20 protein-coding genes are annotated in these 21515 nt (G+C 63.3%); 13 read left to right on the forward strand and 7 right to left on the reverse strand.

Going from position 1 to position 21515, the window contains the following annotated elements; translation table 11 throughout:
* Positions 1-160: 160 nt before the first annotated feature.
* The 5 genes from VT84_RS28170 to VT84_RS28190 form a co-directional block, all read right to left on the reverse strand.
* Complete coding sequence (locus tag VT84_RS28170; RefSeq protein WP_082841835.1) at positions 161-1372, reverse strand: HEAT repeat domain-containing protein; 1212 nt, start codon at positions 1370-1372, stop codon at positions 161-163.
* 183 nt (positions 1373-1555) lie between these two features.
* Complete coding sequence (locus VT84_RS28175; protein ID WP_082841836.1) at positions 1556-2767, reverse strand: hypothetical protein; 1212 nt, start codon at positions 2765-2767, stop codon at positions 1556-1558.
* Between the two features lie 161 nt (positions 2768-2928).
* On the reverse strand, positions 2929-3189 hold the full coding sequence (locus VT84_RS28180) for a hypothetical protein (RefSeq protein WP_052556066.1): 261 nt from the start codon (positions 3187-3189) through the stop codon (positions 2929-2931).
* A gap of 184 nt (positions 3190-3373) precedes the next feature.
* Positions 3374-4249 carry an ATP-dependent sacrificial sulfur transferase LarE gene (larE, locus tag VT84_RS28185; RefSeq protein ID WP_082841837.1) on the reverse strand — a complete coding sequence of 292 codons (876 nt, stop codon included), beginning with the start codon at positions 4247-4249 and terminating at the stop codon, positions 3374-3376.
* Positions 4250-4277: 28 nt separating this feature from the next.
* The gene (locus tag VT84_RS28190; protein ID WP_157469893.1) at positions 4278-4592 is read right to left on the reverse strand and encodes a hypothetical protein; all 315 of its coding nucleotides are present in this window, start codon (positions 4590-4592) and stop codon (positions 4278-4280) included.
* Between the two features lie 113 nt (positions 4593-4705).
* Here VT84_RS28190 and VT84_RS28195 point away from each other — a divergent pair, with 113 nt between their 5' ends.
* The 7 genes from VT84_RS28195 to VT84_RS28225 all read left to right on the forward strand — a co-directional run bounded on the left by VT84_RS28195 (position 4706) and on the right by VT84_RS28225 (position 13308).
* On the forward strand, positions 4706-5806 hold the full coding sequence (locus VT84_RS28195; protein WP_082841838.1) for a Gfo/Idh/MocA family protein: 1101 nt from the start codon (positions 4706-4708) through the stop codon (positions 5804-5806).
* Between the two features lie 177 nt (positions 5807-5983).
* Positions 5984-6994 (forward strand): tetraacyldisaccharide 4'-kinase, encoded by a 1011-nt coding sequence (gene lpxK / locus VT84_RS28200; protein WP_082841839.1) that lies wholly within the window; start codon positions 5984-5986, stop codon positions 6992-6994.
* A gap of 106 nt (positions 6995-7100) precedes the next feature.
* The gene (gene rfaE2, locus VT84_RS28205; RefSeq protein WP_082841840.1) at positions 7101-8591 is read left to right on the forward strand and encodes a D-glycero-beta-D-manno-heptose 1-phosphate adenylyltransferase; all 1491 of its coding nucleotides are present in this window, start codon (positions 7101-7103) and stop codon (positions 8589-8591) included.
* A 43-nt stretch (positions 8592-8634) separates the two neighbouring features.
* The gene (gene waaF, locus VT84_RS28210) at positions 8635-9702 is read left to right on the forward strand and encodes a lipopolysaccharide heptosyltransferase II (RefSeq protein WP_082841841.1); all 1068 of its coding nucleotides are present in this window, start codon (positions 8635-8637) and stop codon (positions 9700-9702) included.
* Entirely contained in the window at positions 9692-11179 is a 1488-nt protein-coding gene (locus VT84_RS28215; protein ID WP_082841842.1) for a lipopolysaccharide kinase InaA family protein, read from the forward strand. Before waaF ends, VT84_RS28215 begins: the two co-directional genes overlap by 11 nt.
* Positions 11176-12138, forward strand: a complete 963-nt coding sequence (locus VT84_RS28220) for a lipopolysaccharide kinase InaA family protein (protein ID WP_052556083.1) — start codon at positions 11176-11178, stop codon at positions 12136-12138. Before VT84_RS28215 ends, VT84_RS28220 begins: the two co-directional genes overlap by 4 nt.
* Positions 12139-13308 carry a glycosyltransferase family 4 protein gene (locus VT84_RS28225; protein ID WP_082841843.1) on the forward strand — a complete coding sequence of 390 codons (1170 nt, stop codon included), beginning with the start codon at positions 12139-12141 and terminating at the stop codon, positions 13306-13308.
* Positions 13309-13373: 65 nt separating this feature from the next.
* Here VT84_RS28225 and VT84_RS28230 read toward each other — a convergent pair whose 3' ends face one another.
* Positions 13374-14696, reverse strand: a complete 1323-nt coding sequence (locus VT84_RS28230) for a hypothetical protein (protein WP_082841844.1) — start codon at positions 14694-14696, stop codon at positions 13374-13376.
* A 197-nt stretch (positions 14697-14893) separates the two neighbouring features.
* On the opposite strand from VT84_RS28230, the gene VT84_RS28235 reads away from it, so the two are divergent.
* Positions 14894-15616, forward strand: a complete 723-nt coding sequence (locus VT84_RS28235; protein WP_157469895.1) for a hypothetical protein — start codon at positions 14894-14896, stop codon at positions 15614-15616.
* Here the strand turns inward: VT84_RS28235 and VT84_RS42480 are convergent.
* On the reverse strand, positions 15594-16016 hold the full coding sequence (locus VT84_RS42480; RefSeq protein WP_082841846.1) for a DNA polymerase ligase N-terminal domain-containing protein: 423 nt from the start codon (positions 16014-16016) through the stop codon (positions 15594-15596). The genes VT84_RS28235 and VT84_RS42480 overlap by 23 nt on opposite strands.
* A gap of 5 nt (positions 16017-16021) precedes the next feature.
* On the opposite strand from VT84_RS42480, the gene smpB reads away from it, so the two are divergent.
* From smpB to rfaD, 5 genes are all read left to right on the forward strand, one after another.
* Positions 16022-16519, forward strand: a complete 498-nt coding sequence (gene smpB / locus VT84_RS28245) for an SsrA-binding protein SmpB (protein ID WP_082841847.1) — start codon at positions 16022-16024, stop codon at positions 16517-16519.
* Positions 16520-16563: 44 nt separating this feature from the next.
* Positions 16564-17622: a glycosyltransferase family 4 protein gene (locus VT84_RS28250; RefSeq protein WP_082841848.1), complete on the forward strand. Its 1059-nt coding sequence runs from the start codon at positions 16564-16566 to the stop codon at positions 17620-17622.
* A gap of 29 nt (positions 17623-17651) precedes the next feature.
* Positions 17652-19346 carry a lipopolysaccharide kinase InaA family protein gene (locus tag VT84_RS28255; protein ID WP_082841849.1) on the forward strand — a complete coding sequence of 565 codons (1695 nt, stop codon included), beginning with the start codon at positions 17652-17654 and terminating at the stop codon, positions 19344-19346.
* A 206-nt stretch (positions 19347-19552) separates the two neighbouring features.
* A complete protein-coding gene (locus tag VT84_RS28260) occupies positions 19553-20380 on the forward strand; it encodes a hypothetical protein (protein WP_082841850.1) in 828 nt (275 codons plus the stop codon).
* 130 nt (positions 20381-20510) lie between these two features.
* Positions 20511-21494, forward strand: coding sequence for an ADP-glyceromanno-heptose 6-epimerase (gene rfaD, locus VT84_RS28265; RefSeq protein WP_082841851.1), 984 nt, complete (start codon positions 20511-20513; stop codon positions 21492-21494).
* Positions 21495-21515 lie beyond the last annotated feature (21 nt).

Genomic DNA, 21515 nt, shown 5'->3' on the forward strand with positions numbered 1-21515 from the left:
TGCAAACAGGCTTGGGAAATCACTTCATACAAGAAGAACGCTGGGAACTGTCTACCTGTGCGGTCACTACCGCTGATGTACCCTGAAAAAGTAACGCCGGATGGGAGCCAAAGTCTCCCACCCGGCTCCGATTTCCAGGATCGTCGCGGTAATCCCGGCGCTACTGTTTCTTTTCGGGGTCTTTCTTTGGCTCCGGTTTCTTCTCGATCTTCCGAATCGCGATCCCGGCCGCTTCACGAACCTTCACTTGTGGGTCCGCGAGACGCAATCGCAGCGCAACAATCGTTTCCAGTGCCTCGGCTTTCACGCCCTTGTCGGGTGACATGAGATCAACGCCGAGGTGATCGTACCCCAACGCGGCGATCTCCTCGACGAGCGCAAGCCGCACCTCGAAATCGGGCTGTTTGGACGGGTCGAGTAACGGGCGCAGCTCCTTGAGCCGGGCTTTTACTCCCGTCGGCCCGAGGGCTGACCCAAACGCCCGCACCGCGTCCACGCGGATGTCCTTCGTTTTGTCGGTCGTCGCTAGTTTGAATAAATCCTCTACGGCCGGGGCCGCGGCCGCTCCGAATGTCCCGAGGGTTCGTGCGGCCCCTCGGCGCACCTCGTCCTCGGCGTCGGTAAGAGCGACAGTCAGCGCTTTAACGATCGGGTCGGACTTCTCCGCGAGTAACCCGATCGAAGCGAGTAGTTCGCGCCGGATATCGAGATCCTTTTCCGCACTGAGCATCGCGGCCATCGTTTCAGCGACGGTGGTCCCGGCTTCGGGAGTGACCCGCCCGAGTGCGTAAACCGCAGCAACACGAACCGACTTGGTAGTGTCTTTGAGTAACGGAATTAGTTCCGGAGCGGCCGATTTCGCCATCGCTCCGGCGAGTGCAAGGGCTTCTGCGGCGGCGATCCGAACCGCCGGCTCGGGATCTTTGAGCGAGGGCGTCAGAGATTCGACCCCGGCCGCGCACACGACAGGAAACTTGACCATCGCGGCGATGATCTCTTTGCGAACCTTCGATTCCTTCTCTGTTTTGAGCACGTCGATCAGCGCCGGGGCGCCGTACTGTTTCATGTCCTCTTCGCGGAGCCCCGCGATCACGATCGCAGCTTGGGCGCGAACGGCCGCGCTCTTGTCGCTCCGGAGTACCGTGGTGACGTACTCGATCGCGCCCGTTCGGCGCTCCATGATCCAGATTTTGCCCAGCGCATCGATCGCCAACGAGCGCTGCCGAACGGACTGCCCGGTCTGGGCAATGCTCGCCCACTCGCTGAACTTCTTGCCCTCGTAGACCGGGTCTTTGTCGTCCGCACTTACCTCGCTACCCGCCAGTACGACGAGCGCACACGCACTAACGACCCGCACGGCGGTAACGAACATACTGTGGTCCCCGGGGCGACTGTTCGGCCAATCTCGATGATATGACGGACGTGACGAGCTGGTCAAACAGTTTCACCGCGTGGCCATCGCGTGCCCGGAGCGAAAATCGCGATGCAATGAACCCGCACCAAAACTTCGCGTGCGGTGACCGCGACTAGTCACCACACGCGAACGAGCACTGTGTTACGCCGCGTCCTCGACGGTGCGTATAAAGTCGCGGGCCGCCACACGGACCCCACGAACCGCTCGCCAGTACGCGCCCACCAGAATCAACCAACCGATTAGCAGCGCGGCCTGCTCGTACATTAACCGGTCTTCGACCGGCTGAATTTGCGGTTGCAGGTGGATCTTGTACTGATCTAACCCGAACAGCACCAGTACGGGGATCAGAGCGCAGAGAAAACCGAAGAACCCGACCGCACGAGCGACACTCGGCCGCTTCAGCGCCAATCCGCTCGCCGTCAGAGCCGTGAGGAACCAGAACTCCGCGAGCGGTGTGCAAAGCAAGAACGCCGTCCGCGCGTACTTCGCTTCCTCGGCAAACGATGCCTTCTCGCACACGGCGTAACCGAGAAGCGATACGAACGACACCAGCGCGAGCAACCCGCTCAAGGCAAACAACCCGCGCGAGCCGCTGTTCCGCGGGCCACCGCTGCTAACGAGCCGGCCAATGGTCAACAGGAAGCCGGCCATGAAAACCGGCACCCCATACGCCAATATGTTGATTTCCTCAGTCTTCGAGAGCGGGATCGCGTCCGGTCCGCCGGAGTTGATGTACCCGTCGATCCGGACCCACCCCTCGCCCTTCGGCAGTTCGCCAACGGCCCGAGTGTACACCGCTTTGCCGAAGCCGACGAACCCGAGCAGGGCGACGAAAAGCAGCGCGAATTGCACCCAGAACAACCCGCGCCGAACGGCGGCCCACTTCTTCGCGAGTACTTGGTCGGGCGTTTTTTCCGTACTCGTTGCACTCGGTTTCGGCTCGGGTCTCGCGGGTTTGGGGCGCGGTTTGGCCCCGCGATCACGAGTGGGAAGCGGTTTCGGTTCGGGTTCCTGATCCGGTTCCGGCTCCAGGGGCGGAGCGGGAGGATGAGACGAACTAAAGGCCCGCGCCGGTGCGGTCGGAACGGGAGCGGTCGGTACCGACGCGGCCGGAACCGCGCCCCAATCTTCGGGCGGTGCAACCGGGGCCGGGCGCAGCGGGGACGCTGCGCGCGACGGCGGTGGGGCGACGGGTGGGAGCGGAGCGGTCGGGGCACCAGCCGAAGCCGATTCTTCGGACGTGGGCACCGGCACAGCCGCCTGACAGTACGGGCACTTTACCCGCTTTCCAGCGGATTCGTCCCGCGCCCGGAACCGTTTCCCGCACGACGGGCAACCCAACGTAATCGGCATGGCGACGAACTCCCGGCTAACAGCAAGTCTGTGGTGCGCGCCCCAACAGGTACGTCTGTGTCGACATGGTAAGCCCGAACGCAGCACGGAAAAACCCCGGGCGCGGGAAAAATCGTCTGCGGAGGTTCCGCAAAATGCGACCGTACCGCACCGCCGAGTACCTAGAAACGTGGGGCGGGCCGCTTCCAATCCGCGTCGTAGGGAATTGAGAAGAGTTGTTGAAGCAGTTCGGCCTTGTTCGGCGCCTCACCCATGAGAACCTCGACGGCCTTTCGCAATTTCACGGCCCGCGGGTCCGTCGCAGCCGCACCGGAGCCGTCCCCGCGCCCGATGCGGTCGAAGATCGCGGCCGTTTCGAGCAATTTGCTACGCGCATCAAGGAAGAACTGGTCCAGCGCGGTCGCGGCGGGAAGCGGAGTCATGGCTAATTCCTGGCAGCGAAGAAGCACGAATACAGAAAAAGCCACGGATGAACACAGATGAGACGGAATCAACCAAAACTGCAAAAGGGGAGTAGTCGGCGGCGTGCAAGCTCAACGAATCTCTCGCCCCATTTCGATCGATACTTTCCTGGTTTTGATCCGTGTTATCAGCGTTTATCCGTGGCTACTCTTCCGTGCGGAATTTCACTTTGAGTTCCAGTGGCACCAGTTCGTTGAGGCTGCCGGAGCGGAAGCCTTCGAGGTCGAGTGTGACGAACTTGAAGCCCAGCGCGCGGAACGACCGCGTGAGTTCCGTTCGCACGGGTTCGGACACGAGTCGCGTCAATTCGCTCAGTGGCACTTCAACGCGCGCCAGGTCGCCCTCGTGGTACCGCACGCGGCACTCGCGCAGCCCGAGGGCGCGCAGGTACGTTTCCGCGTCCTCAACTCGCTTCGTGCGCTCCGGCGTGACCGCGACGCCCGGCGCCATCCGGCTCGACAAGCACGGCGCTGCGGGCTTATCCCAGGTAGGAAGATCCCAGTGCTTCGCGAGAGCACGAACGTCGGCCTTGGTAAACCCGGCTTCTTGTAACGGATGGCGCACGAAGTGTTCGGCCGCTGCAATCAACCCCGGTCGATAATCGCCGAGGTCGTCGAGGTTCGCGCCGCTCACCACAACGGGCACTTCGAGTTCCGGCAGCAGTGATTCGACCGTGGTGTACAGCTCCGTTTTACAGTGGTAACAGCGGGTGCCGTCGTTCTTCGTGTAATCGGGATTGCGGAACTCGTCCGTTCGCACCACCACGTGACGAATTCCAATCAGCTTCGCAAGTTCCCGGGCGTCGGCAAGTTCGGTCCGGGCCACACTCGCGCTGTCCGCTGTCACGGCAACGGCACGAGCGCCGAGCGCCAGGAACGCGGCCTTTGCGACAACCGTGCTATCGATTCCCCCACTGAACGCGACCGCGACGCCCTCGAACCCTCGCAGAACAGCTAACAAGCGGTCGCGCTTTGCTACGAGTTCCGCGTTCAGGTCGGGTGTTTGAGCTGCTGTCCCCATGCTTTCAGTATATCCGCGAAGCGAAAATTCAGGAATTCTTCGCCTCGTCCGTTCGTTCCGTGCCGTCCTTCGTGAAGTCGAACGCCGGATTCGGCCCCTCATCCTGGTTCGCGGTCACCCCCGACTGAAACGGCCGGCGCACGGGAGTCGTTGCCTGCTGGTGCGCGAGCGCTCCGGCGTACCACTTCGCGAGATTCACCCCGCCCAGCACGATGGCCAGTAGCGCGCCGAACGTCAGGCGCGTGAGATCGTTCAGTTCGGCGGCCGTTTCGGGCGCGAGGGCGCGGAACGCGAGCAATCCGATCCCGGTGCAGGTCATGAACAGGCCGAACGTGAGTCTCATGTGCCGCACCGTCATCGCCGCGCTCCCGTAGGTTCTCCCATCTTATTCCCGCTGACCTGTTGCGAACCACTGCACCCGTGCTCAAAATCAGGCACCTCACGGGGGGCTCTCCAATGGCAAAGTATCGCGTCGCGGTGATCGGTCGGACCGGTAAAGGGGCCTACGGTCACGGCCTCGATACCGTTTGGTTGAAGTGCGACAAAGCGGAAATTGTCGCGGTCGCGGACGAGAACGAAGCCGGGCGCGCGGCCGCAGCCAAGCGTCTGAACGCGAAAAGTGCCTACGCCGACTTCCGCCAGATGCTCGAAAAGGAAAAGCCACAAATCGTGAGCGTGGCCGACCGTTGGCCGGACTGCCACCGCGACATGGTTCTCGCGTGCGCCGAACACGGTGCGAGCATCTTCCTGGAAAAGCCCGTCGCCCAAACACTTCAGCAGGCCGATGAAATGGTCGCGGCGTGCGACCGGCACCACGTCAAATGCGCAATAGCCCACCAGACCGCCTACAGCCCGCGCGTGAAGGTAGCGAAAGACCTAATTGGAGAGGGAAAAATCGGCTCGGTCCTGGAGTTACGGGGGCACGGCAAGGAAGACAAACGCGGCGGGGGCGAAGACCTGATGGTCCTCGGCACGCACACGTTCGATTTAATGCGTCACCTCGTGGGGGATGCGAAGTGGTGTTTCGCCCGCATTCAGCAGGCGGGGCGCAAAGCCGTATCCGGCGACGTGCGACAGGGCGGCGAACAAATCGGTCCGATTCTGGGCGACCACATCACGGCCACCTACGGTTTCGCAGGTACCACTACCGGCAACTTCGTGACGCACGTCGCGAAAGACGGTGCGAGCACCCGGTACTGGCTCGAAGTACGGGGAACGAAAGGGACGATCCACTTAGGGTTCGGCATCCTCCCCGCCGCGTACCTGTGCGAAGACCCGAGCGGGATGTTCGGCAAGAGCAAGGCACCGTGGACGGAGATCACATCGGCCGGTCTGGGCAAACCCGAGCCACTAAACGCGAAGGAACTCGACAACGGCAACATCTTGATCGCAAACGACTTGATCGAAGCCATCGAAAAGGATCGTGCCCCACTCGACGGTCTGAGTGACGGCCGCGCCGCGCTGGAAATGATTATGGCCGTGTACGAGTCTCATCGCCTAGAAAAGCCGGTCGATTTGCCGTTGAAGAACCGCAAACACCCGCTCGCGGCCATGTAACCAAGCCTTTTCCACATAAACACAGAGCCCAGGAGCCAATTCTCGTCCCCGCTTCGAGTTGACACGCCCGGTTCGTCGCTGCTAGAGTCCGCTGCCCCGAAGCGCGGAAGGAGCCAGCGGATTAACCCGGAGTCGTGGAACGCACTGATTCGTGGGGAACGGCGCGGACCGTTCGCAATGATCGCGCGCGCCGGGCTCAGGGTCGCGAGTTGGCCATACGGTCTCGCGATGCGCGTGCGGAACCGGGCGTTCGAGCGCAGTTGGAAGCGCGTGCATACCGCCGCGGTACCGGTCGTGAGCGTCGGGAACCTCACGCTCGGGGGCACCGGTAAGACCCCGTGTGTGGAGTGGGTCGCGTGCTTCTTCCGCGAACGCGGCTGCCAAGTGACGATCCTCAGTCGCGGATATGGTGCCGAAACCGGGCGCAACGACGAAGCAATGGTACTGGAGGAAAATTTACCAGACGTACCGCACCTGCAGGGAATCGATCGTGTGGCGCTCGCGGAAACCGCGGTGGAAGAACTCGAAGCAGAACTCCTCGTACTCGACGACGGGTTCCAGCACCGGCGACTGCACCGCGACCTCGATATCGTGCTGATCGACGCGACGCGCCCGCCGACGCGCGACTACCAGTTCCCGCGCGGTACGCTGCGCGAGCCGGCAAGCGGACTGCGTCGGGCCGGGGCGATTTTGCTCACGCGCTGCGATCAGGTACCCGAAGCCGAAGTCGAGGCGATTCGCGCGTGGGTCACGGAACGGTTCCCCGATGTACCGGTCGCAACGACCGAGCACCGACCGACGGGACTGGTGGGCTGCAACGAAGCAAATGAAGAAGTCCACGAACTGGTGGAATCGCTCGGTGGCAAGACTGTAGGCGGGTTCTGCGGGATCGGGAACCCGGCCGCGTTTCGGCACACGCTCGAATCATTGGGAGCGCGGATCGCGGATTTTCGCACCTTCCCCGACCACCACGCTTACACGCGGGAAGATGTGGATGACCTCAACCGCTGGGCAGCAAGTTTGCACTCCGATGCGGCCATCGTGACAACGCAGAAGGATTGGGTGAAGCTCCGAGTACCCACACTTGGTGGGCGCCCGCTGCGGGCCGTGCGCATCGGGCTCCACTTCCGTGACGGAGAAGCGACCTTCGCGGAAGTGCTGGAGCGGGTCGTAGCACCCGCGGAGTGATCGAGGTCCGTAAAGGCTGGAATGATTCCCCGATCGCACGGGGTTGGATCGGTGGCGCGGGCAGGACGCCCGCGCTCCTCAGAAGAATGACAACGGATTGTCAACAATGACCGACCTGACCGAACTCGTGCAGAACCTCGGCGCGCCCCGCGTCCTCGTCGTGGGCGACGTGATGCTCGACCGCTACGTGTGGGGCAACGCCGAGCGGATCAGCCAAGAAGCTCCCGTCATCCTGCTCCGCGCCGACAAGCGCGAAGAGCGCCTCGGTGGTGCGAGCAGCGTCGCCACAATGCTCCAAGCTCTCGGGGCATGCACGAGCGTGATCGGCGCCGTTGGCACCGACGGTGACGGGTTCCACGCCCGGCGCATCCTCACCGACCTGGGCATTGATGCGGACGGCGTTGTTGCCGATCCCGACCGCCCCACCACCGTTAAAGAGCGCTACATCGGGCGCGCACAAGCCAAGCACCCGCAGCAGATGATTCGAGTGGATTACGAGAGCCGCGAACCCGTCTCCGACGCGGTAGAGCGCCAACTGGCCGACACGCTCGTTGCCAAGATCCGCGAAGCCGACATCGTGCTCGTGAGCGACTACGACAAGGGCGTTTGCACCCCGGGCCTGCTCCGCGTTGCGATCGAGGTCGCGAAGGCGCGCGGCATTCGCGTGATTGCTGATCCCACACGCGGCGGCGATTACGCGAAGTATCGCGGGTGTTCGAGCATGACGCCGAACCGCCTCGAAGCGGGGCTCGCGACCAACCGAAACATTCGCACACACGCCGAAGCTCTGACCGCCGCCGCACAGTTGCGCGACACGCTGAGCCTCGAAGCTGGAATCGTCACGCTCGACAAGGACGGCATGGCGCTCGCGCACACCGACGGACGTAGCGCGATCTTCCCGACGCGACCCCGCCAGGTGTACGACATCACCGGTGCCGGCGACATGGTGATGGCGACACTCGGGCTCGCGCTCGCGGCCGGTGCCGACTACGACTCGGCCATTCGTCTGGCGAACATCGCGGGGGGGCTCGAAGTCGAGAAGATCGGCGTCGCCACCGTCACGCGCGACGAGATCCTCGCGGACCTGCTCCACGCACCGTTCCGAGCCACGGAGCGCGTCCCCGGTGCCGCAAAGGTCGCGGCCCTTCCGCAACTCCTCACCGAGCTCGACTCCCGGCGCCGGAACGGGCAGAAGATCGCGTTCACCAACGGGTGCTTCGACGTGCTCCACGCGGGGCACGTGCAGTACCTCGCGGAAGCCCGGCGGCAAGCCGATTGCCTCGTCGTGGCACTCAACAGCGACACGAGCGTGAAGCAACTCAAGGGGCCGACGCGCCCCCTCAACCCGGAAGTCGCCCGCGCACTCGTACTCGCGGGGCTTCAGGACGTGGATTTCGTGACCATCTTCAGCGACAAGACGCCGATCTCGGTTATCGAGGCCGTCCGCCCGGACGTGCTGGTGAAGGGCGCGGACTACCACAAGTCGGACGTAGTTGGTGCGGACTTCGTGGAGAGCTACGGCGGGCGCGTCCACCTGGCCGACCTCCGCGCCGGGTTCTCCACAACGAACCTCATCGAGCGCATGAAAGCGGCGTAGTTCTTCCTGGATGTGCTGTGGCGCCAACCGGCCGGTTTGACTCATGCACCGAATTGCGCTCTTTCTCCCGAACTGGATCGGCGACGTGGTGATGGCCACGCCCGCGATCCGCGCCGTGCGCGCGGCGTTCCCCGCGGCCGAACTGGTGGCAGTCTGCAAGCCCTATGTCGCAGACGTACTCGCGGGCGCGCCCTGGTTCGGGCGCACGATCCTCGCGGACAAGCGCGGCCCGCGTTCGCAGCGCCTGTTCGGTGTCGCGCGCCAACTGCGCGAAGCACACGTTGATACCGCCCTGCTCTTCCCCAACTCGTTCCGCACAGCACTTATTGCCTACTTGGGCGGAAGCACGCGCATCGTCGGGTTCGCGCGGTACGCACGCGGGCGAATGCTGACCGACAAGCTCTACGCCAAGACCGACGATCGCGGCCGGTTCGTGCCGTCACCCGCGCTCGATGACTACAACCGGCTCGCAGCAGCACTGGGAGCCGCCCCCGATCACCGGATGGAACTGTTCACCACACCCGCCGACGACACGGCGGCGGAAGCCGTGTGGAAACAATTCGGCCTTGCTCGTTACGCGCGAGTAGTGGCACTCAATCCCGGTGCGGCGTTCGGCGCGGCGAAGCACTGGGGAGAGGATCATTTTGCGGAACTCGCCCGCGCGCTCACGTCGCGTTTCGGGTGCGGGGCGCTCGTGCTGTGCGGCCCCGGCGAGCGCGAAATGGCCCGAAAAATTGCGGAGGAGAGCCGCTCGCCGCACGTGTTCGCACTCAGCGACGCCGCACTGTCACTCGGGTTAACGAAAGCGCTCGTGAAGCGTGCCGACCTACTCGTAACCACCGACAGCGGCCCGCGGCACTTCGCGGCCGCGTTCAACCGACCGGTCGTGTCACTGTTCGGTCCCACGCACATCGAGTGGACGGAGACGTACTTCGCGAAGGAAATTTGCCTCCAGAAGAAGCTCGCATGCGGCCCGTGCCAGCAGCGCGTGTGCCCTCTGGGGCACCACCGCTGTATGCGTGAATTGACACCCGCAGAAGTCTTCCGAGCGGCTGAACAGCTCCTGACGCGAGTGCCCCTCGCAACACGGGAGGTACCGCGTGCCGCTTGACACAACGACCGCCCCCAGAACGAGCATCCGCGAACCGCAAGTCGTGTTCGCGCCGAATCCCGACACAACCGGCACGCTGACGATCAACCCCGTGTTCGCAGAGTTGTTCGCCCGTGTCAGGTTGGTGTCTGCGGCGGGTTTTTTCGAGCTGCCCGGCGAGGTAGTGAGCGGGCACGCGGACCGGCACGTGATGCGTGTGGAAGTGCCGGGGGCGCCCCGTGCATTTTATCTCAAACGACAGCACGTCGTGGGCTGGCGCGAGAAGTTGCGGAACAGGCGCGCGGGGTTCGGGTGGGCGTCGCGTTGTGCGCGCGAAGCCGAGTTACTGAAACAACTCGAAGCCGCGAAGTTGCCCGCACCGCGGTGGGCCGCAGCGGGCACGCACGGCAACCGCGCGTTCCTGCTGGTGGAAGAAGTTCCGGGGGCGGTGGACCTCCGGCGCGTGCTGAGTGACAACACGCTCTCGCGTGCCCAACGGCGCGCGCTCGCCACGCGACTCGGTGAAACAGTCGCGGCGGTTCACGCGGCCGGGTTCAGTTCGCCGGACCTCACCGCGAAGCACGTCCTCGTGAACCCGGATACGCTCGCGATTACGTTCCTGGACTGGCAATCCGCAGAACGCAGCGCGTCCGCGAGCGAACCTGAGCGAACAAACGCGCTGGGCGCGTTGCACGCTTCACTTGCGGAAACGCTGTCACCGCCCCCGGAGCGGGTTCGCGTGTTGCGAGCGTATCGCGCATCGTCTTTACCCGCTCAGCAAAACGCCGAACGCATGCCATTGAACGCGCTCGTGCTTCGCGCCGCAGCGCGGCACGCGAAGCGTCGATCCATTCGCGATCAGCTGCAACCCGAAGGCGCCTCGCAGAAACAACGGCTCGTGTGGCTCGCGGGCGAAGCGGTGTGCGCCATCCCGGAAATCGCTGTGGAATGGCCCAAGCCCGCGGTCGCCCCGCCGTTCTACAGCCCCGGCGCGAACGACTCGATCACTCTCCGCGTCTTGGGGCGCGACGCGACGCTCGTGCGCGGCTACACATCCGCCCCCGTTGGCCGCTTCCGCGCGTGGGCGCGAGCCACCCCGTGGCGCTCGCCCGGTGTGACGATCGGCCGCGTGCTGTTCCACCTTCAGCGGTACGGCGTGCCCGGTCCGCGTTTACTCGCGTTTGGTCAGCGGCTCACGAGTGCGATCGGGGCCGAGTGGTTCGCGCTGTACGAAAGCCCGCCCGGAGTGCCCTTGCAGAAATGGCGGCACACGGCATCTTCCGCCGCGCGCCGGGCGGTCCTCGATCGCGTCACCGACGGCTTGGCTAAGTTGCACGCCGCCGGGTGCGTGCTGACCGATCCGCAGGCCGCGTTCGCGGTGTGTGACGGCGCCGTGTGTGTGGCCGATCCGCGTGCGGTACGAATCGTGCGCCGCGTGAGTGCTTCGGTCCGAAGGCGGGATATTCGCGACGTAGCCCGACTGCTAGGAGTGGAATGAACGCGCACCCGCGAAATCTCAACTCCGATCCGTCGCGGTTCCCGCCGGCCGTGGGCGATCCGGTGTCGTCGTGGTGGCGCCGGATCCGGCGCGGCGTGCGGCTGATTCGGCGCCAGGCCGATTGGGAGCGGTTCGCGGGCGAGAACTGGCCGGACCGCGTTATGCAGGTGCCGCTCACCGATCGCGAGTACCAGAAGCAAGGCCGGTCGATCGGGCGCAAGGTCTTCACCGAGGGCCGCGACAAGCTCAGCGTGTACCTCAAGCGCCACTACCGGCTGCCGTGGCTCCACGGGGTTCTGGCCACGCTGATGCCCGGGCGCGCGTGGTCCCCGGGGCTCCAGGAGTGGCAGCGCCTGTGCTGGGCGAAGGAGCACGGGTTCCCCGTTCCGCGCCCGGTCGCAGCGGGACAGTTCGTCGGGCCGTGGGGCAAGTTGCAGGGGTTTCTCGCGGTCGAAGAACTGCACGGGATGCTCCCGCTGCACGAAGCCGTTCCGCGTGCGGCCCGGGCGCTCGATGCGCGATCCTTCGCGCGATGGAAACGCGGGCTAACGGCCGAACTCGCGCGACTCGCGCGCGAACTCCACCTGCGCAAGGTGTTTCACAAAGACCTCTACTTCTGCCACTTCTACATCCCGGAAGCGCTCACGCGGACGGTACCTTCCGACTGGACGAACCGCGCCGTGATGATCGACCTGCACCGGCTCTCGCGGCACCCGGTTACGGCCGTCTGGTGGCAGGTGAAGGACGTGGCCCAACTGCTGTTCTCCTCCGACGTGGAGGGCGTGACGGCGCGCGACCGCGTGCGGTTCTGGAAGCTGTACCGGCGCAACTGGCCCGGTGGGAAGTGCCCGGGCGAGTGGCTGCGCCCGCTCGTGAAGTGGAAGTGGAACCTGTACCGTCGGCACAACGAAAAGAAGCCGTCGGCCGTGCCCTACGACCGGCAACGGAGCGCCGCTTAGATGGACATCGCACTGTGTTACGAGAGCGTGCTCCCGGCACGCGGCGGGGCGGAAACCTACCTCGGCGACCTCGCGCGCCGGCTCGCGCGCGACGGGCACGCGGTTCACCTCTATGCGGCGCGCTGGGACGCGAACGCGCTGCCGCCCGCGACGCACTTCCACCGCATTGATGTGCCGAGCGGCCCGCGGTTCCTCCGCCCGTGGCGGTTCGGGGCCGCGTGCGAAGAAGCGCTCAAACACAACCAACACGACGTGAGCATCGGCTTCGACAAAACGTGGGGCCAGGACGTTCTCTACCCGCAGGGCGGGTTACACGCCGCGAGCGCGGCCCACAACCTGCTGAAATTCCCTAACGCGCTTTCGCGCGGAATTGCCGCATTGGGTAAGTGGCTCGACCCGGCCGCCTGGTCGTTCGCGCGGCTCGAGCGCAAGCAGTACCTGGGGCCCAACCAGCCCCTTGTGATCGTGAATAGCTTCATGGTGCAACGACACTTCGAGCAGTTCTACGGCGTGCCGCCCGAGTCCGTGCGCGTGGTGCGCAGCGCCATCGACCCGATGCGGTTCGCGGCCGAAGACCGGCTCAAGCGCCGGCACGAGGAGCGCGGGCGGTGGATGGTGTTCCCGGAAGAGACGGTCGGGCTGTTCGTCGCGATGAACTACCGGCTGAAGGGCCTCTCCCCGCTCCTGAAAGCACTCGCGCTCGTCCCGCGCGACAAGCCGTTCCGATTAGCAGTGGTCGGGAACCCGAAGTTCAAGCGGTACCAGCGGGAAGCGGAGAAGCTCGGCGTCGCGGACCGCGTGGTGTTCCTGGGGCACCGCGACGACCCGAAGAACTGCTACTTCGCCGCAGATTTCCTCGTTCACCCGACGTTCTACGATCCGTGCTCGCTTGTCGCGCTCGAAGCACTCGCGTGCGGGCTGCCGGTCATCACGTCGCGGTACAACGGCGCGAGCGAACTGCTCACTCCGCCGAGCGACGGCGCGGTCATCAACGACCCACACAATGCGAAGGATCTGGCCGCTGCGATGCACCGGTTCACGGACCATTCTTACCGCGCAGAAGCATCGAGTGCCGCACGACAAACGGGCACGAAATGGACCTTCGAGCACCACTACCAGGCGCTGCTCAACGTGTTCGGTGAAGTGCGCAAAATCAAGAAAGCCGCATAAAGTGAGTCCCGCCCACGAGGGCGGGGCTCACTTGCCTACAAGGGCAGGTGGAGTTGTGCCACGGATCACCTTTTGTTGAACGTGCGCCCCAACGAGTAGTGAACTTCGGCCGAAGCGCGCACAACGATAGACTTGGTCAGGTAGTCGTATGTGATCGAACCGGGACCGTGGGTTTCACCGTTCCACGAGAGCGGATCGATCGACTTCCGAATCGCCGCCACGATCGCATCGGCATTGGCAGCCGTTTGCTGTGCGTTCAGGATCGGCCCCCACTGGAGATCTCCGAAGGGCCCGACTCCCTGGATCAAGTCACCGAGATAGTACACGCGAGTGGTGAGGAGGCTCCGCGATCGCTCCACGGTGACGATCTGAATCGCCTCGTCCTTCACCACGAACGTTAGCCCTTGCGCCGCGAGGATCGATCGCAGTACAGTGCGACCGGAAAGCCCGTTCGCCTGGAGGGTCGCGCCTTTCTTGAGATCGAGTTCGAGGTCCGCAACCGACTTCTTGTCGATCAACAGATCCTGCCCGAGCATGTTCGAGAGGTCTTGCAGCGCTTCCTCAAGTGGCCGTTCGCGGAAATCCACCTTGATAGGTTTGTCGAGCGCATCGATGATCTGCTTTTCTTTCGCAGTCAGTTGAATGGTGCTGTTCTTCAACCGCCGCTCGCTAATTTCCGTCCAATTCTTTGGAAACTCGACGTCGTTAATCGCCGGGAAAGACGACCGAGTGATGCTTTCCTGGTTCTTTACCCACCGATCACGCAATTCCATCTGGATGGCGATCGCGTCTTCGAGGCGAGTTTTCATTCCGCCGTTCTGACCAAGAGCCATAACGGACGGGTTTTTCGGGTACAGTTTTGTCAGGCGCGCGATCTCGGCTTGTGCCTCGGCAGTCCGGCCCGCGTTGTCCGCTTGTTGCACCGTTTGGAGCCCCGCAACTACATCCTTGCGCTCGGCAACGGCCTTCTCTTCAAGGACTTTTTGGGCGGCCAACACCTCCGGGCTTTTCGGGTCAAGTTTCATGCCGGGATTAGCCGGGTTTGCAACCGGCTTCCCTTCAAGCTCAGCGACCTTCGCGTCTATTGAGTTCGAGAGCCAGGCTCGGGTCGCTTCGCTGATGGACGCGGGCAAGTTCTGCTTCGCATTTTTCAGAATTTCGATCGCTTTCGGTCGGTTGGAACGTGCCATCTCCTGCTTGGCGGCTGCCCACGCACTCCCAACAACGCTCACCGCTTCTTTCTCAGCGAATTGCTGTTTAGCCTTTGCGAGTTCGGTCAGATCAGGAGGCGGAGCGGCCGGGCGCGGCGGCTGTGCGGCGTTAGCTGCCGCAAACAGGTTGGTGCCCGTAACGACAGCCCCTAGCCAGCGATACCCTTTGAAGCCCATCGTGCCGGCCCTCCCAAAGTTCTGAACGCGAACCGACCATTGCATCTCTAAACGTAACCGCATTATCCGGCGTTTGCCAAGTCTCCGAATTCCTTTCCAGTCCCCGGTTTGCCCATTCGCGCGGCGCAATCGCGCTGTGCGGTCGGCGTTGACCAGATTCCCCCCACGGGGTATTTGCCATGCTGCGGAGGGTTGTTATGCGCCGTCGGCGACCGATGTTTCTGGCACTCGCGATCTTGGCTGCGTTTGCAGGTCTGGCGAGCGGTGCGCTCGTCGTCGCTGTGAAACGCGACCCGGCGTTTTACGCGACTGCAGCGAAAAAAACGGCCGATTGGGACTCGCACGAGCGATCCACCAAGTTCCTCACTCGCGTCCTCGATCTGCAAAACGACATCCGTGCCAAGGCCGAATGGGGCGACACGTTCACGACGGAAGAGCTGAACTGCTTCTTTACGGAGAACATGGGGGCAAAAGACGGCCTTTCCGAACTGCTCCCCAAAGGGTTCCACTCGCCGCGAATCGCAATTGAGGGCGATCACCTCAAACTCGGGTTGCGGTACGGTGAGGGCTTCTGGAGTTCAGTTGTTTGGATGGACCTGAAGGTGTGGCTCGTAGCGGATCAGGTGAACGTCGCCGCGGTGGAAGTGTGCGCCCTCCAAGCCGGAGGGCTGCCGTTCGGTTCGCAATCGATCCTCGACAAAATCGGGGACGTGGCGCGCGAATCGAGCATTGACGTCACGTGGTATCGCAACAAGAGCAATCCGGTGGGGTTGTTCCGATTCTTCTCGAAACAACCGCGCCCGACTTCGCAAGTGCTCACACTGGACGTAAAGGACGGGAAACTCATCGTCGCGGGGCGGTCGTTCCTCGACCCGGCCCCCGCTCTACCTACGGGCGTCAACCCGCCGCCGACGCCGTGAGTCGAAACACCCACGATTTTCCCTCGCGCCGAATCACGACCGAACCGGTGAACTTCGTACCCCGGATTTCAAGTTCCATGCGGTTCGGTCCATCGGCGGCCCAAACGCAAGTGCCAGCATCCCAACGCAACACGTGCCCGCGCCCGCCCGAGACCGGTCCCTCGTAATCGAGGTACAGGAGCCGGTGTGGGAAGTTTGGTTCCGCAGGAACATCCACCCCGGAAACGGGTTCTGCTAACAGTCGCCAAGCACGGAGTGTGTCGCCGGCTTCGACCAGGAAATCCCAGTGAGGCTCGGGCCAGTCGTGGGTCAGAACAACGAACCGTACCACAGAATGGCCTACGACGGGTTTGGTGAGCTTGATAGAATGCGACGCTGGAACGGCACTGCACCGAGACACGCATCATGGCGAAGGGCGATAAAAAAGACAAGAAGGCCGAGGCTGATGGCACCGTGAACGTGTGCCGGAACCGGCGCGCGCTACACGAATACGAAATCTCCGACCGGATCGAGTGCGGCATTGTGCTCGTAGGCACCGAGGTGAAAAGTCTCCGCGACGGGCACGCAAACCTCGAAGATTCCTACGCCCGCATTGATAACGACGAGGTGTTCCTGATCGGCGCCGAGATTCCCGAGTACCTGTACGGGAACCGGGCGAACCACAAGCCGAAGCGCACGCGAAAACTGCTGCTCCACCGGCGCGAAATCAACAAGTTCGCGGGTAAAGCGTCCGAGAAAGGGCTGACGCTCGTCCCACTCCGCTTGTATTTCAAGGACGGTAAGGCGAAAGTAGAGATCGCGGTCGCGAAGGGTAAGCAGGCACACGACAAGCGCGAGTCGATGAAGTCAGCCGACGCCAAGCGCGACATCGACCGCGCGCTGGCTTCGCGGCGTAAAAGGTAGTCGGAACCGTGAACCCCACCCACAAGGGTGGTGGGGGCTAGGCGGTGCCCCACAAGGACAGCGGGCACCACGGACCAGGGAGGGTCGCGGTGCGGTTGGTCGCGCTGGTGGAATCCGAATCACACGTGTGTTGCCGGTACCGGCTCACCGCGTTCCACAGCGCGCTTGTAGCGGCCGGCCACACTCTCGATTTCCAACCCCTCCCACAATCACTGTTTGGTCGCGCGGCCCTCGGTCGTGATCTCACGTCCTACGACGCGATCATCCTCCAGCGTAAGCTGCTTCCGCGGTGGGTCATCGCTCTGTTGCGCCGACGGGTTCAGCGCCTGATTTTCGACTTCGATGACGCAGTTTGGCTCCGCGATTCTTACTCCACAAAGGGCTTTAACGATCCCAAACGAGCCGCGCGCTTCCGAGCCACGATCCAAGCGTGCGATTTGGTGGTCGCGGGAAATGCGTACCTCGCAGAAGAAGCTCGGAAATTCGTGCCAGCGAACCGCATCACCGTGATCCCGACCTGTGTGGATGTCACGAAGTACCACGTCCGGGAGCGCACCAGCCACGATTCCGCCCTTCGGCTCGTGTGGGTGGGATCGGCGAGTACGCTGCAAGGACTGGAACGGTTCGGCCCCACTCTCAGTGCAATCGGGCGCGCGGTACCAGGCGCACGATTAAAACTCATCTGCGACCGATTTACCGAATTCCCCGACTTACCAGTCGAGCGTTGCACCTGGGTCGAAGCGACCGAAGCCGCGGAAATCGCGTTAGCGGACATCGGCATCGGCTGGGTACCCGACGATCCGTGGAGCCGTGGAAAGTGCGCGCTAAAAGTGCTCCAGTATCAAGCCGCGGGCCTACCAGTGGTTGCGAACCCGGTCGGTGTGCAAGCCGACTTCGTGCGCGACGGTGAAACGGGCTTCCGCGCGAACTCAACCGGTGAGTGGGTCCGTGCAATTCAAGCGCTGGCCGCAGATGTCGGGATGCGAAAAAGACTGGGCGAAACGGCTCGGTGCGACGTGGAAACGCATTACAGCGTCGAAGCGGGCGCCCGTTTGTGGATCGGGTCGTTGGCTCGTTTTGGAACCACACGGATGGCCGGATAAAGCCGATCGCGAATCGGCAAAGGTGCCTCATGTTCGGTGACGTGCTCCGCAAATTCGGCTCTCTGGTCGCAGGCGCGACCGGGCCGATCGTGCGCGCACGCGACCGCGTCTGGCACCTATCGCCCGAAGGCCAAGCCCTCTTCGGCTCGGCGGGACCGGCCCTTGATGCCTGGATCGCCGACGGTTCGGCCGAAGTGGTAAAAAGCGGCCCGCATCGCACGGTGTATCGCGTCGTGCTCGCGTCCGGCACGGTGTACGTAAAGCACTGTCGCATTAACGGCCCGCGTGCATGGGCGCGCGAAGTAATACGATCCCCAAAAGCGCGGCTCGAATTCGAGAACGCCACCCGCCTGCGCGCGCTCGGTATCGGTGCGGCAATTCCACTCGCATGGGGCACGTCGGACACGCGCTGGCCGGGTCAAAGCTTTCTCATTACACGCGACCTCGTCCCCGCAATTGCTTTCCCCGACTTCGTGGAGAATCGCACACTCGTTCCGTGCGAACGCCGTAAACTGGCGCACGCTTTAGGTGCGTTCCTGGCTCAGCTCCACGACAACGGCGTCGCGCACCCAGACCCACACCCCGGCAATCTGCTTGTGGAGGGGGAATCCCTTTGCCCCCAATTCAGCCTCCTCGACGTCCATGCTGTCCGGTTCGGCGCGCCGTTGTCGTGGACCGAAAGTCGCGCGAATCTGGTCCGCTTCAACCGTTGGTTCCAACTGCGTGCGAGTCAAACGGATCGGCTCCGGTTCTGGCGCGGCTACTGCGAGGGACGCAAAACACTCCCCAACCTCGGTGCGAAGGAAACAAAAGAACTGGAGCGCGAAACACTCGCCTCCAATCGCCGGTTCTGGGTGACGCGCACGACGCGGTACCGCGGAACGCACCGCACCATTCGCAAAATACGGTCAGGGCGAGTACGGGGACTGGCCGTGCGCGACCTGCCAGGCGACTTCCTTCGCTTGCTTCTGGCTGCTCCCAACGACCTATTCATGAAGCCTGGTACGCGACTGCTCAAGCAGTGCGTGAGTTCCACGGTTGCGGAACTGGAGATGCCGACTCCCGACGGACCGCGAACCGTCATTTTGAAGCGCGTTAATGTGCGAAGCACCCTCGACCTGCTGAAAAACCTGTTCCGCTCGTCCGCGGTTCGCCGGTCGTGGTTGTTCGGTCACGGATTGTGCGAGCGGTGGCTCCCGACCCCGCGTCCACTGGCCATGTTTCACGTCTACCGCGGCGGATTTTTGCCCGCGGAAGGCTATTTGCTTACCGAAAAGGTGCCACACGCGATCGGCCTGCCCGAAGCCGTGAAAGCGTGTCGCGATGCCCACGTATTGCGTGCGTGGGGTGAAAAGCTGGCCCGCGTGGTGCGTACCATGCACGACCGCGGCGTTTCGCACCGCGATCTGAAGGCACCCAACGTGATGCTCCAGAATGCGGCGATCGACCCCGCGAACGCGACGCCCGTGCTCATTGATCTCGTTGGTGTTCGAGCCAGTTTGAATGCGGTTCCGTTCGCCCGACGAGCCAAAGAGCTCGCCCGATTGAACGCGAGCTTTCTTGCAACGCCACACGTCACTCGCACGGAACGGCTGCGGTTCCTGCGCGCGTACCTGAGCGTCGGGGAAAGGCAGTTAGGCTGGAAAACGTGGTGGAATGCGGTATCTGAGGCGACCGCCGCGAAGGTGGCAAAGAACCACCGGAGCGGGCGCGTGCTCGGATAATCGATATTGCCCGCGAAATGTGAAGTGCCGCGCGTCTCATAACCGAAGATAGTCCGGTTGTGCTCAACGCGCAGCGCTGATTGTTCCCGTGTCGCGGGGCGATGTGTATGCCGTTTTCGCCGCGCTCCTCTCCGGTTGTTCGCCTCGCGGCCCTCGCAGCACTCTTCAGTGCGCTGACGGGTTGTGATGCACTGCGAACCAACCCGATGGCAGCGCCCCCGCGCTCCGAGGAACCGCCGCCACCTTCCACGCCCGCGACAAGCACGCCGGTTTCGACCGCCCCGCCCGGCAAAAAACACACACGCGGCTCTTACTACGTCCTCTATCACGACTTCGAGATCGATAAGACCGACCCGCTGTTCGCCGAACTCGATGCTCTGCCGGAACAGGTTTTCAGCGAACTCAAGTTGCCACCCAGCAACAGCATTGTGCAGGTCTTCCTCTTCGACACGCAGGAGCGGTACGAGCGATACATGCGCGCGAAGTACCGGAATCTGCCGCCGCGACGTGCATATTTCATCGCGGAGCCGCGTACCGGTGGAACGGACGAGCTGAAGATCTTCACCTGGCTGGGCGACCATCTCTCCACCGATTTGCGGCACGAACTCACGCACGCCCTTCTGCGCAGCGTGCTGAAAGAGGTTCCGCTGTGGCTCGATGAAGGGTTGGCGGGGTTCTTCGAGTTGCCGCCACATCAGGATGGCGTGAACCCCCAGCACTTGGATACACTGCGGCGCGGGCCGTTTCAGCCCGATCTCGCGCGGCTCGAAAAGCTGAAAGACGTTGTGGAAATGCAGAAACCGGAGTACCGCGAGGCGTGGGCCTGGGTCCACCTGATGCTGCGGACCGGTCCCGGGGCGAAGAAAGTGCTGCACGACTACCTCCAGACGCTCCGCACCGACCCGAACCCCGGTCCGCTGCTCCCAAAACTGAGCGAGGCCGTACCCGAACCAGAACAGGCGCTCGCCGACCACCTCACAACCGTTGAGGTACCGAAATCGCGACCGCGGAGTCGGGTAAACGCGCAGAAGTAGGAAGACGGAAGCACCGCGGATTACGCAGAAATCGCAGATTAAGACAGAAAACGTGAATCTTCGGTTCTGATCTGCGTTATCTGCGTAATCCGCGGTTCTTCTCTGTAAGCACCACGGAAGGAACCGCACCATGATCGCCGTCACCGGCGCGGCCGGGTTCATCGGATCGAACCTCGCCCACCGACTCGCAGCCGAAGGGCACTTGCTTCTCCTGGTCGATCACGAACTTACGCCCGCAAAAGCAGAGAACTTCGTCGGGCTGCCGCGGTTCGCGTTCAGCCGCCACGATCACTTCCTGGACGACCTCACAGCCGGACGCATCGAACCGGACGCGATCTTTCACCTCGGCGCGTGCAGTTCCACCACGGAAACGAGTTGGGACTACCTCTTTCGCAACAACGTGGAGTACACGCGGCACTTGTGGGAATGGTGTGCCCGAAAGCGGAAACCGCTGTTTTACGCTTCGAGTGCCGCGACTTACGGCGACGGCTCGCTCGGTTTCGACGACCACACTTCGCCGGGCGAACTGCGCCCACTGAACCTCTACGGCAAGAGCAAGAACGATTTCGATATCTGGGCACTCGCAGAAGTTGCGGCCAACCGGCCCGCTCCCTCAAAGTGGGCCGGGCTGAAGTTCTTCAACGTGTACGGCCCGCGTGAATCGCACAAGGGGCGCATGGCAAGCGTCGTTTACCAGACGCACAAGCAGGTCAAAGCGACCGGCGAAATGAAGCTGTTTCGCTCCACCGATCCGCAGTTCAGCGACGGCGGCCAGCGCCGCGACTTCGTGTTCGTCGGCGATTGCGTCAATCACCTTCTCTGGTTGTGGCGCAACGAAGCCCCCTGTGGCGTTTATAATTCTGGTAGCGGCGAGGCCCGCACGTTCCACGATCTCGCACGCGGGGTGTTCACCGCACTCGGGTTACAGCCGCGCATCAGCTTCATCGACATGCCCCGCGACCTGGCCGGGAAGTACCAGAACTTCACCCGAGCCGAGACGCAGAAGCTGCGGGGCGCCGGGTGCGACGTCCCCGCGACCGCGCTCGAAGAGGGCGTCCGCGAGACGGTGCAGTGGCTGGAACGCGGTTCGGCGCCGGCTCTCCGTGCGGCGTGAAATCGTGCGGGACGGTCGGAA

The sequence above is a fragment of the Gemmata sp. SH-PL17 genome (assembly GCF_001610855.1).
Lineage (GTDB): Bacteria > Planctomycetota > Planctomycetia > Gemmatales > Gemmataceae > Gemmata > Gemmata massiliana.

What these genes read in the sequence shown, in the direction of transcription:
- VT84_RS28170 (WP_082841835.1), bottom strand. Translation starts at nt 1,372, where the DNA reads ATGTTCGTTACCGCCGTGCGGGTCGTTAGTGCGTGTGCGCTCGTCGTA.
- VT84_RS28175 (WP_082841836.1), bottom strand. Translation starts at nt 2,767, where the DNA reads ATGCCGATTACGTTGGGTTGCCCGTCGTGCGGGAAACGGTTCCGGGCG.
- VT84_RS28180 (WP_052556066.1), bottom strand. Translation starts at nt 3,189, where the DNA reads ATGACTCCGCTTCCCGCCGCGACCGCGCTGGACCAGTTCTTCCTTGAT.
- larE (WP_082841837.1), bottom strand. Translation starts at nt 4,249, where the DNA reads ATGGGGACAGCAGCTCAAACACCCGACCTGAACGCGGAACTCGTAGCA.
- VT84_RS28190 (WP_157469893.1), bottom strand. Translation starts at nt 4,592, where the DNA reads ATGAGACTCACGTTCGGCCTGTTCATGACCTGCACCGGGATCGGATTG.
- VT84_RS28195 (WP_082841838.1), top strand. Translation starts at nt 4,706, where the DNA reads ATGGCAAAGTATCGCGTCGCGGTGATCGGTCGGACCGGTAAAGGGGCC.
- lpxK (WP_082841839.1), top strand. Translation starts at nt 5,984, where the DNA reads ATGATCGCGCGCGCCGGGCTCAGGGTCGCGAGTTGGCCATACGGTCTC.
- rfaE2 (WP_082841840.1), top strand. Translation starts at nt 7,101, where the DNA reads ATGACCGACCTGACCGAACTCGTGCAGAACCTCGGCGCGCCCCGCGTC.
- waaF (WP_082841841.1), top strand. Translation starts at nt 8,635, where the DNA reads ATGCACCGAATTGCGCTCTTTCTCCCGAACTGGATCGGCGACGTGGTG.
- VT84_RS28220 (WP_052556083.1), top strand. Translation starts at nt 11,176, where the DNA reads ATGAACGCGCACCCGCGAAATCTCAACTCCGATCCGTCGCGGTTCCCG.
- VT84_RS28225 (WP_082841843.1), top strand. Translation starts at nt 12,139, where the DNA reads ATGGACATCGCACTGTGTTACGAGAGCGTGCTCCCGGCACGCGGCGGG.
- VT84_RS28230 (WP_082841844.1), bottom strand. Translation starts at nt 14,696, where the DNA reads ATGGGCTTCAAAGGGTATCGCTGGCTAGGGGCTGTCGTTACGGGCACC.
- VT84_RS28235 (WP_157469895.1), top strand. Translation starts at nt 14,894, where the DNA reads ATGCGCCGTCGGCGACCGATGTTTCTGGCACTCGCGATCTTGGCTGCG.
- smpB (WP_082841847.1), top strand. Translation starts at nt 16,022, where the DNA reads ATGGCGAAGGGCGATAAAAAAGACAAGAAGGCCGAGGCTGATGGCACC.
- VT84_RS28255 (WP_082841849.1), top strand. Translation starts at nt 17,652, where the DNA reads ATGTTCGGTGACGTGCTCCGCAAATTCGGCTCTCTGGTCGCAGGCGCG.
- VT84_RS28260 (WP_082841850.1), top strand. Translation starts at nt 19,553, where the DNA reads ATGGCAGCGCCCCCGCGCTCCGAGGAACCGCCGCCACCTTCCACGCCC.
- rfaD (WP_082841851.1), top strand. Translation starts at nt 20,511, where the DNA reads ATGATCGCCGTCACCGGCGCGGCCGGGTTCATCGGATCGAACCTCGCC.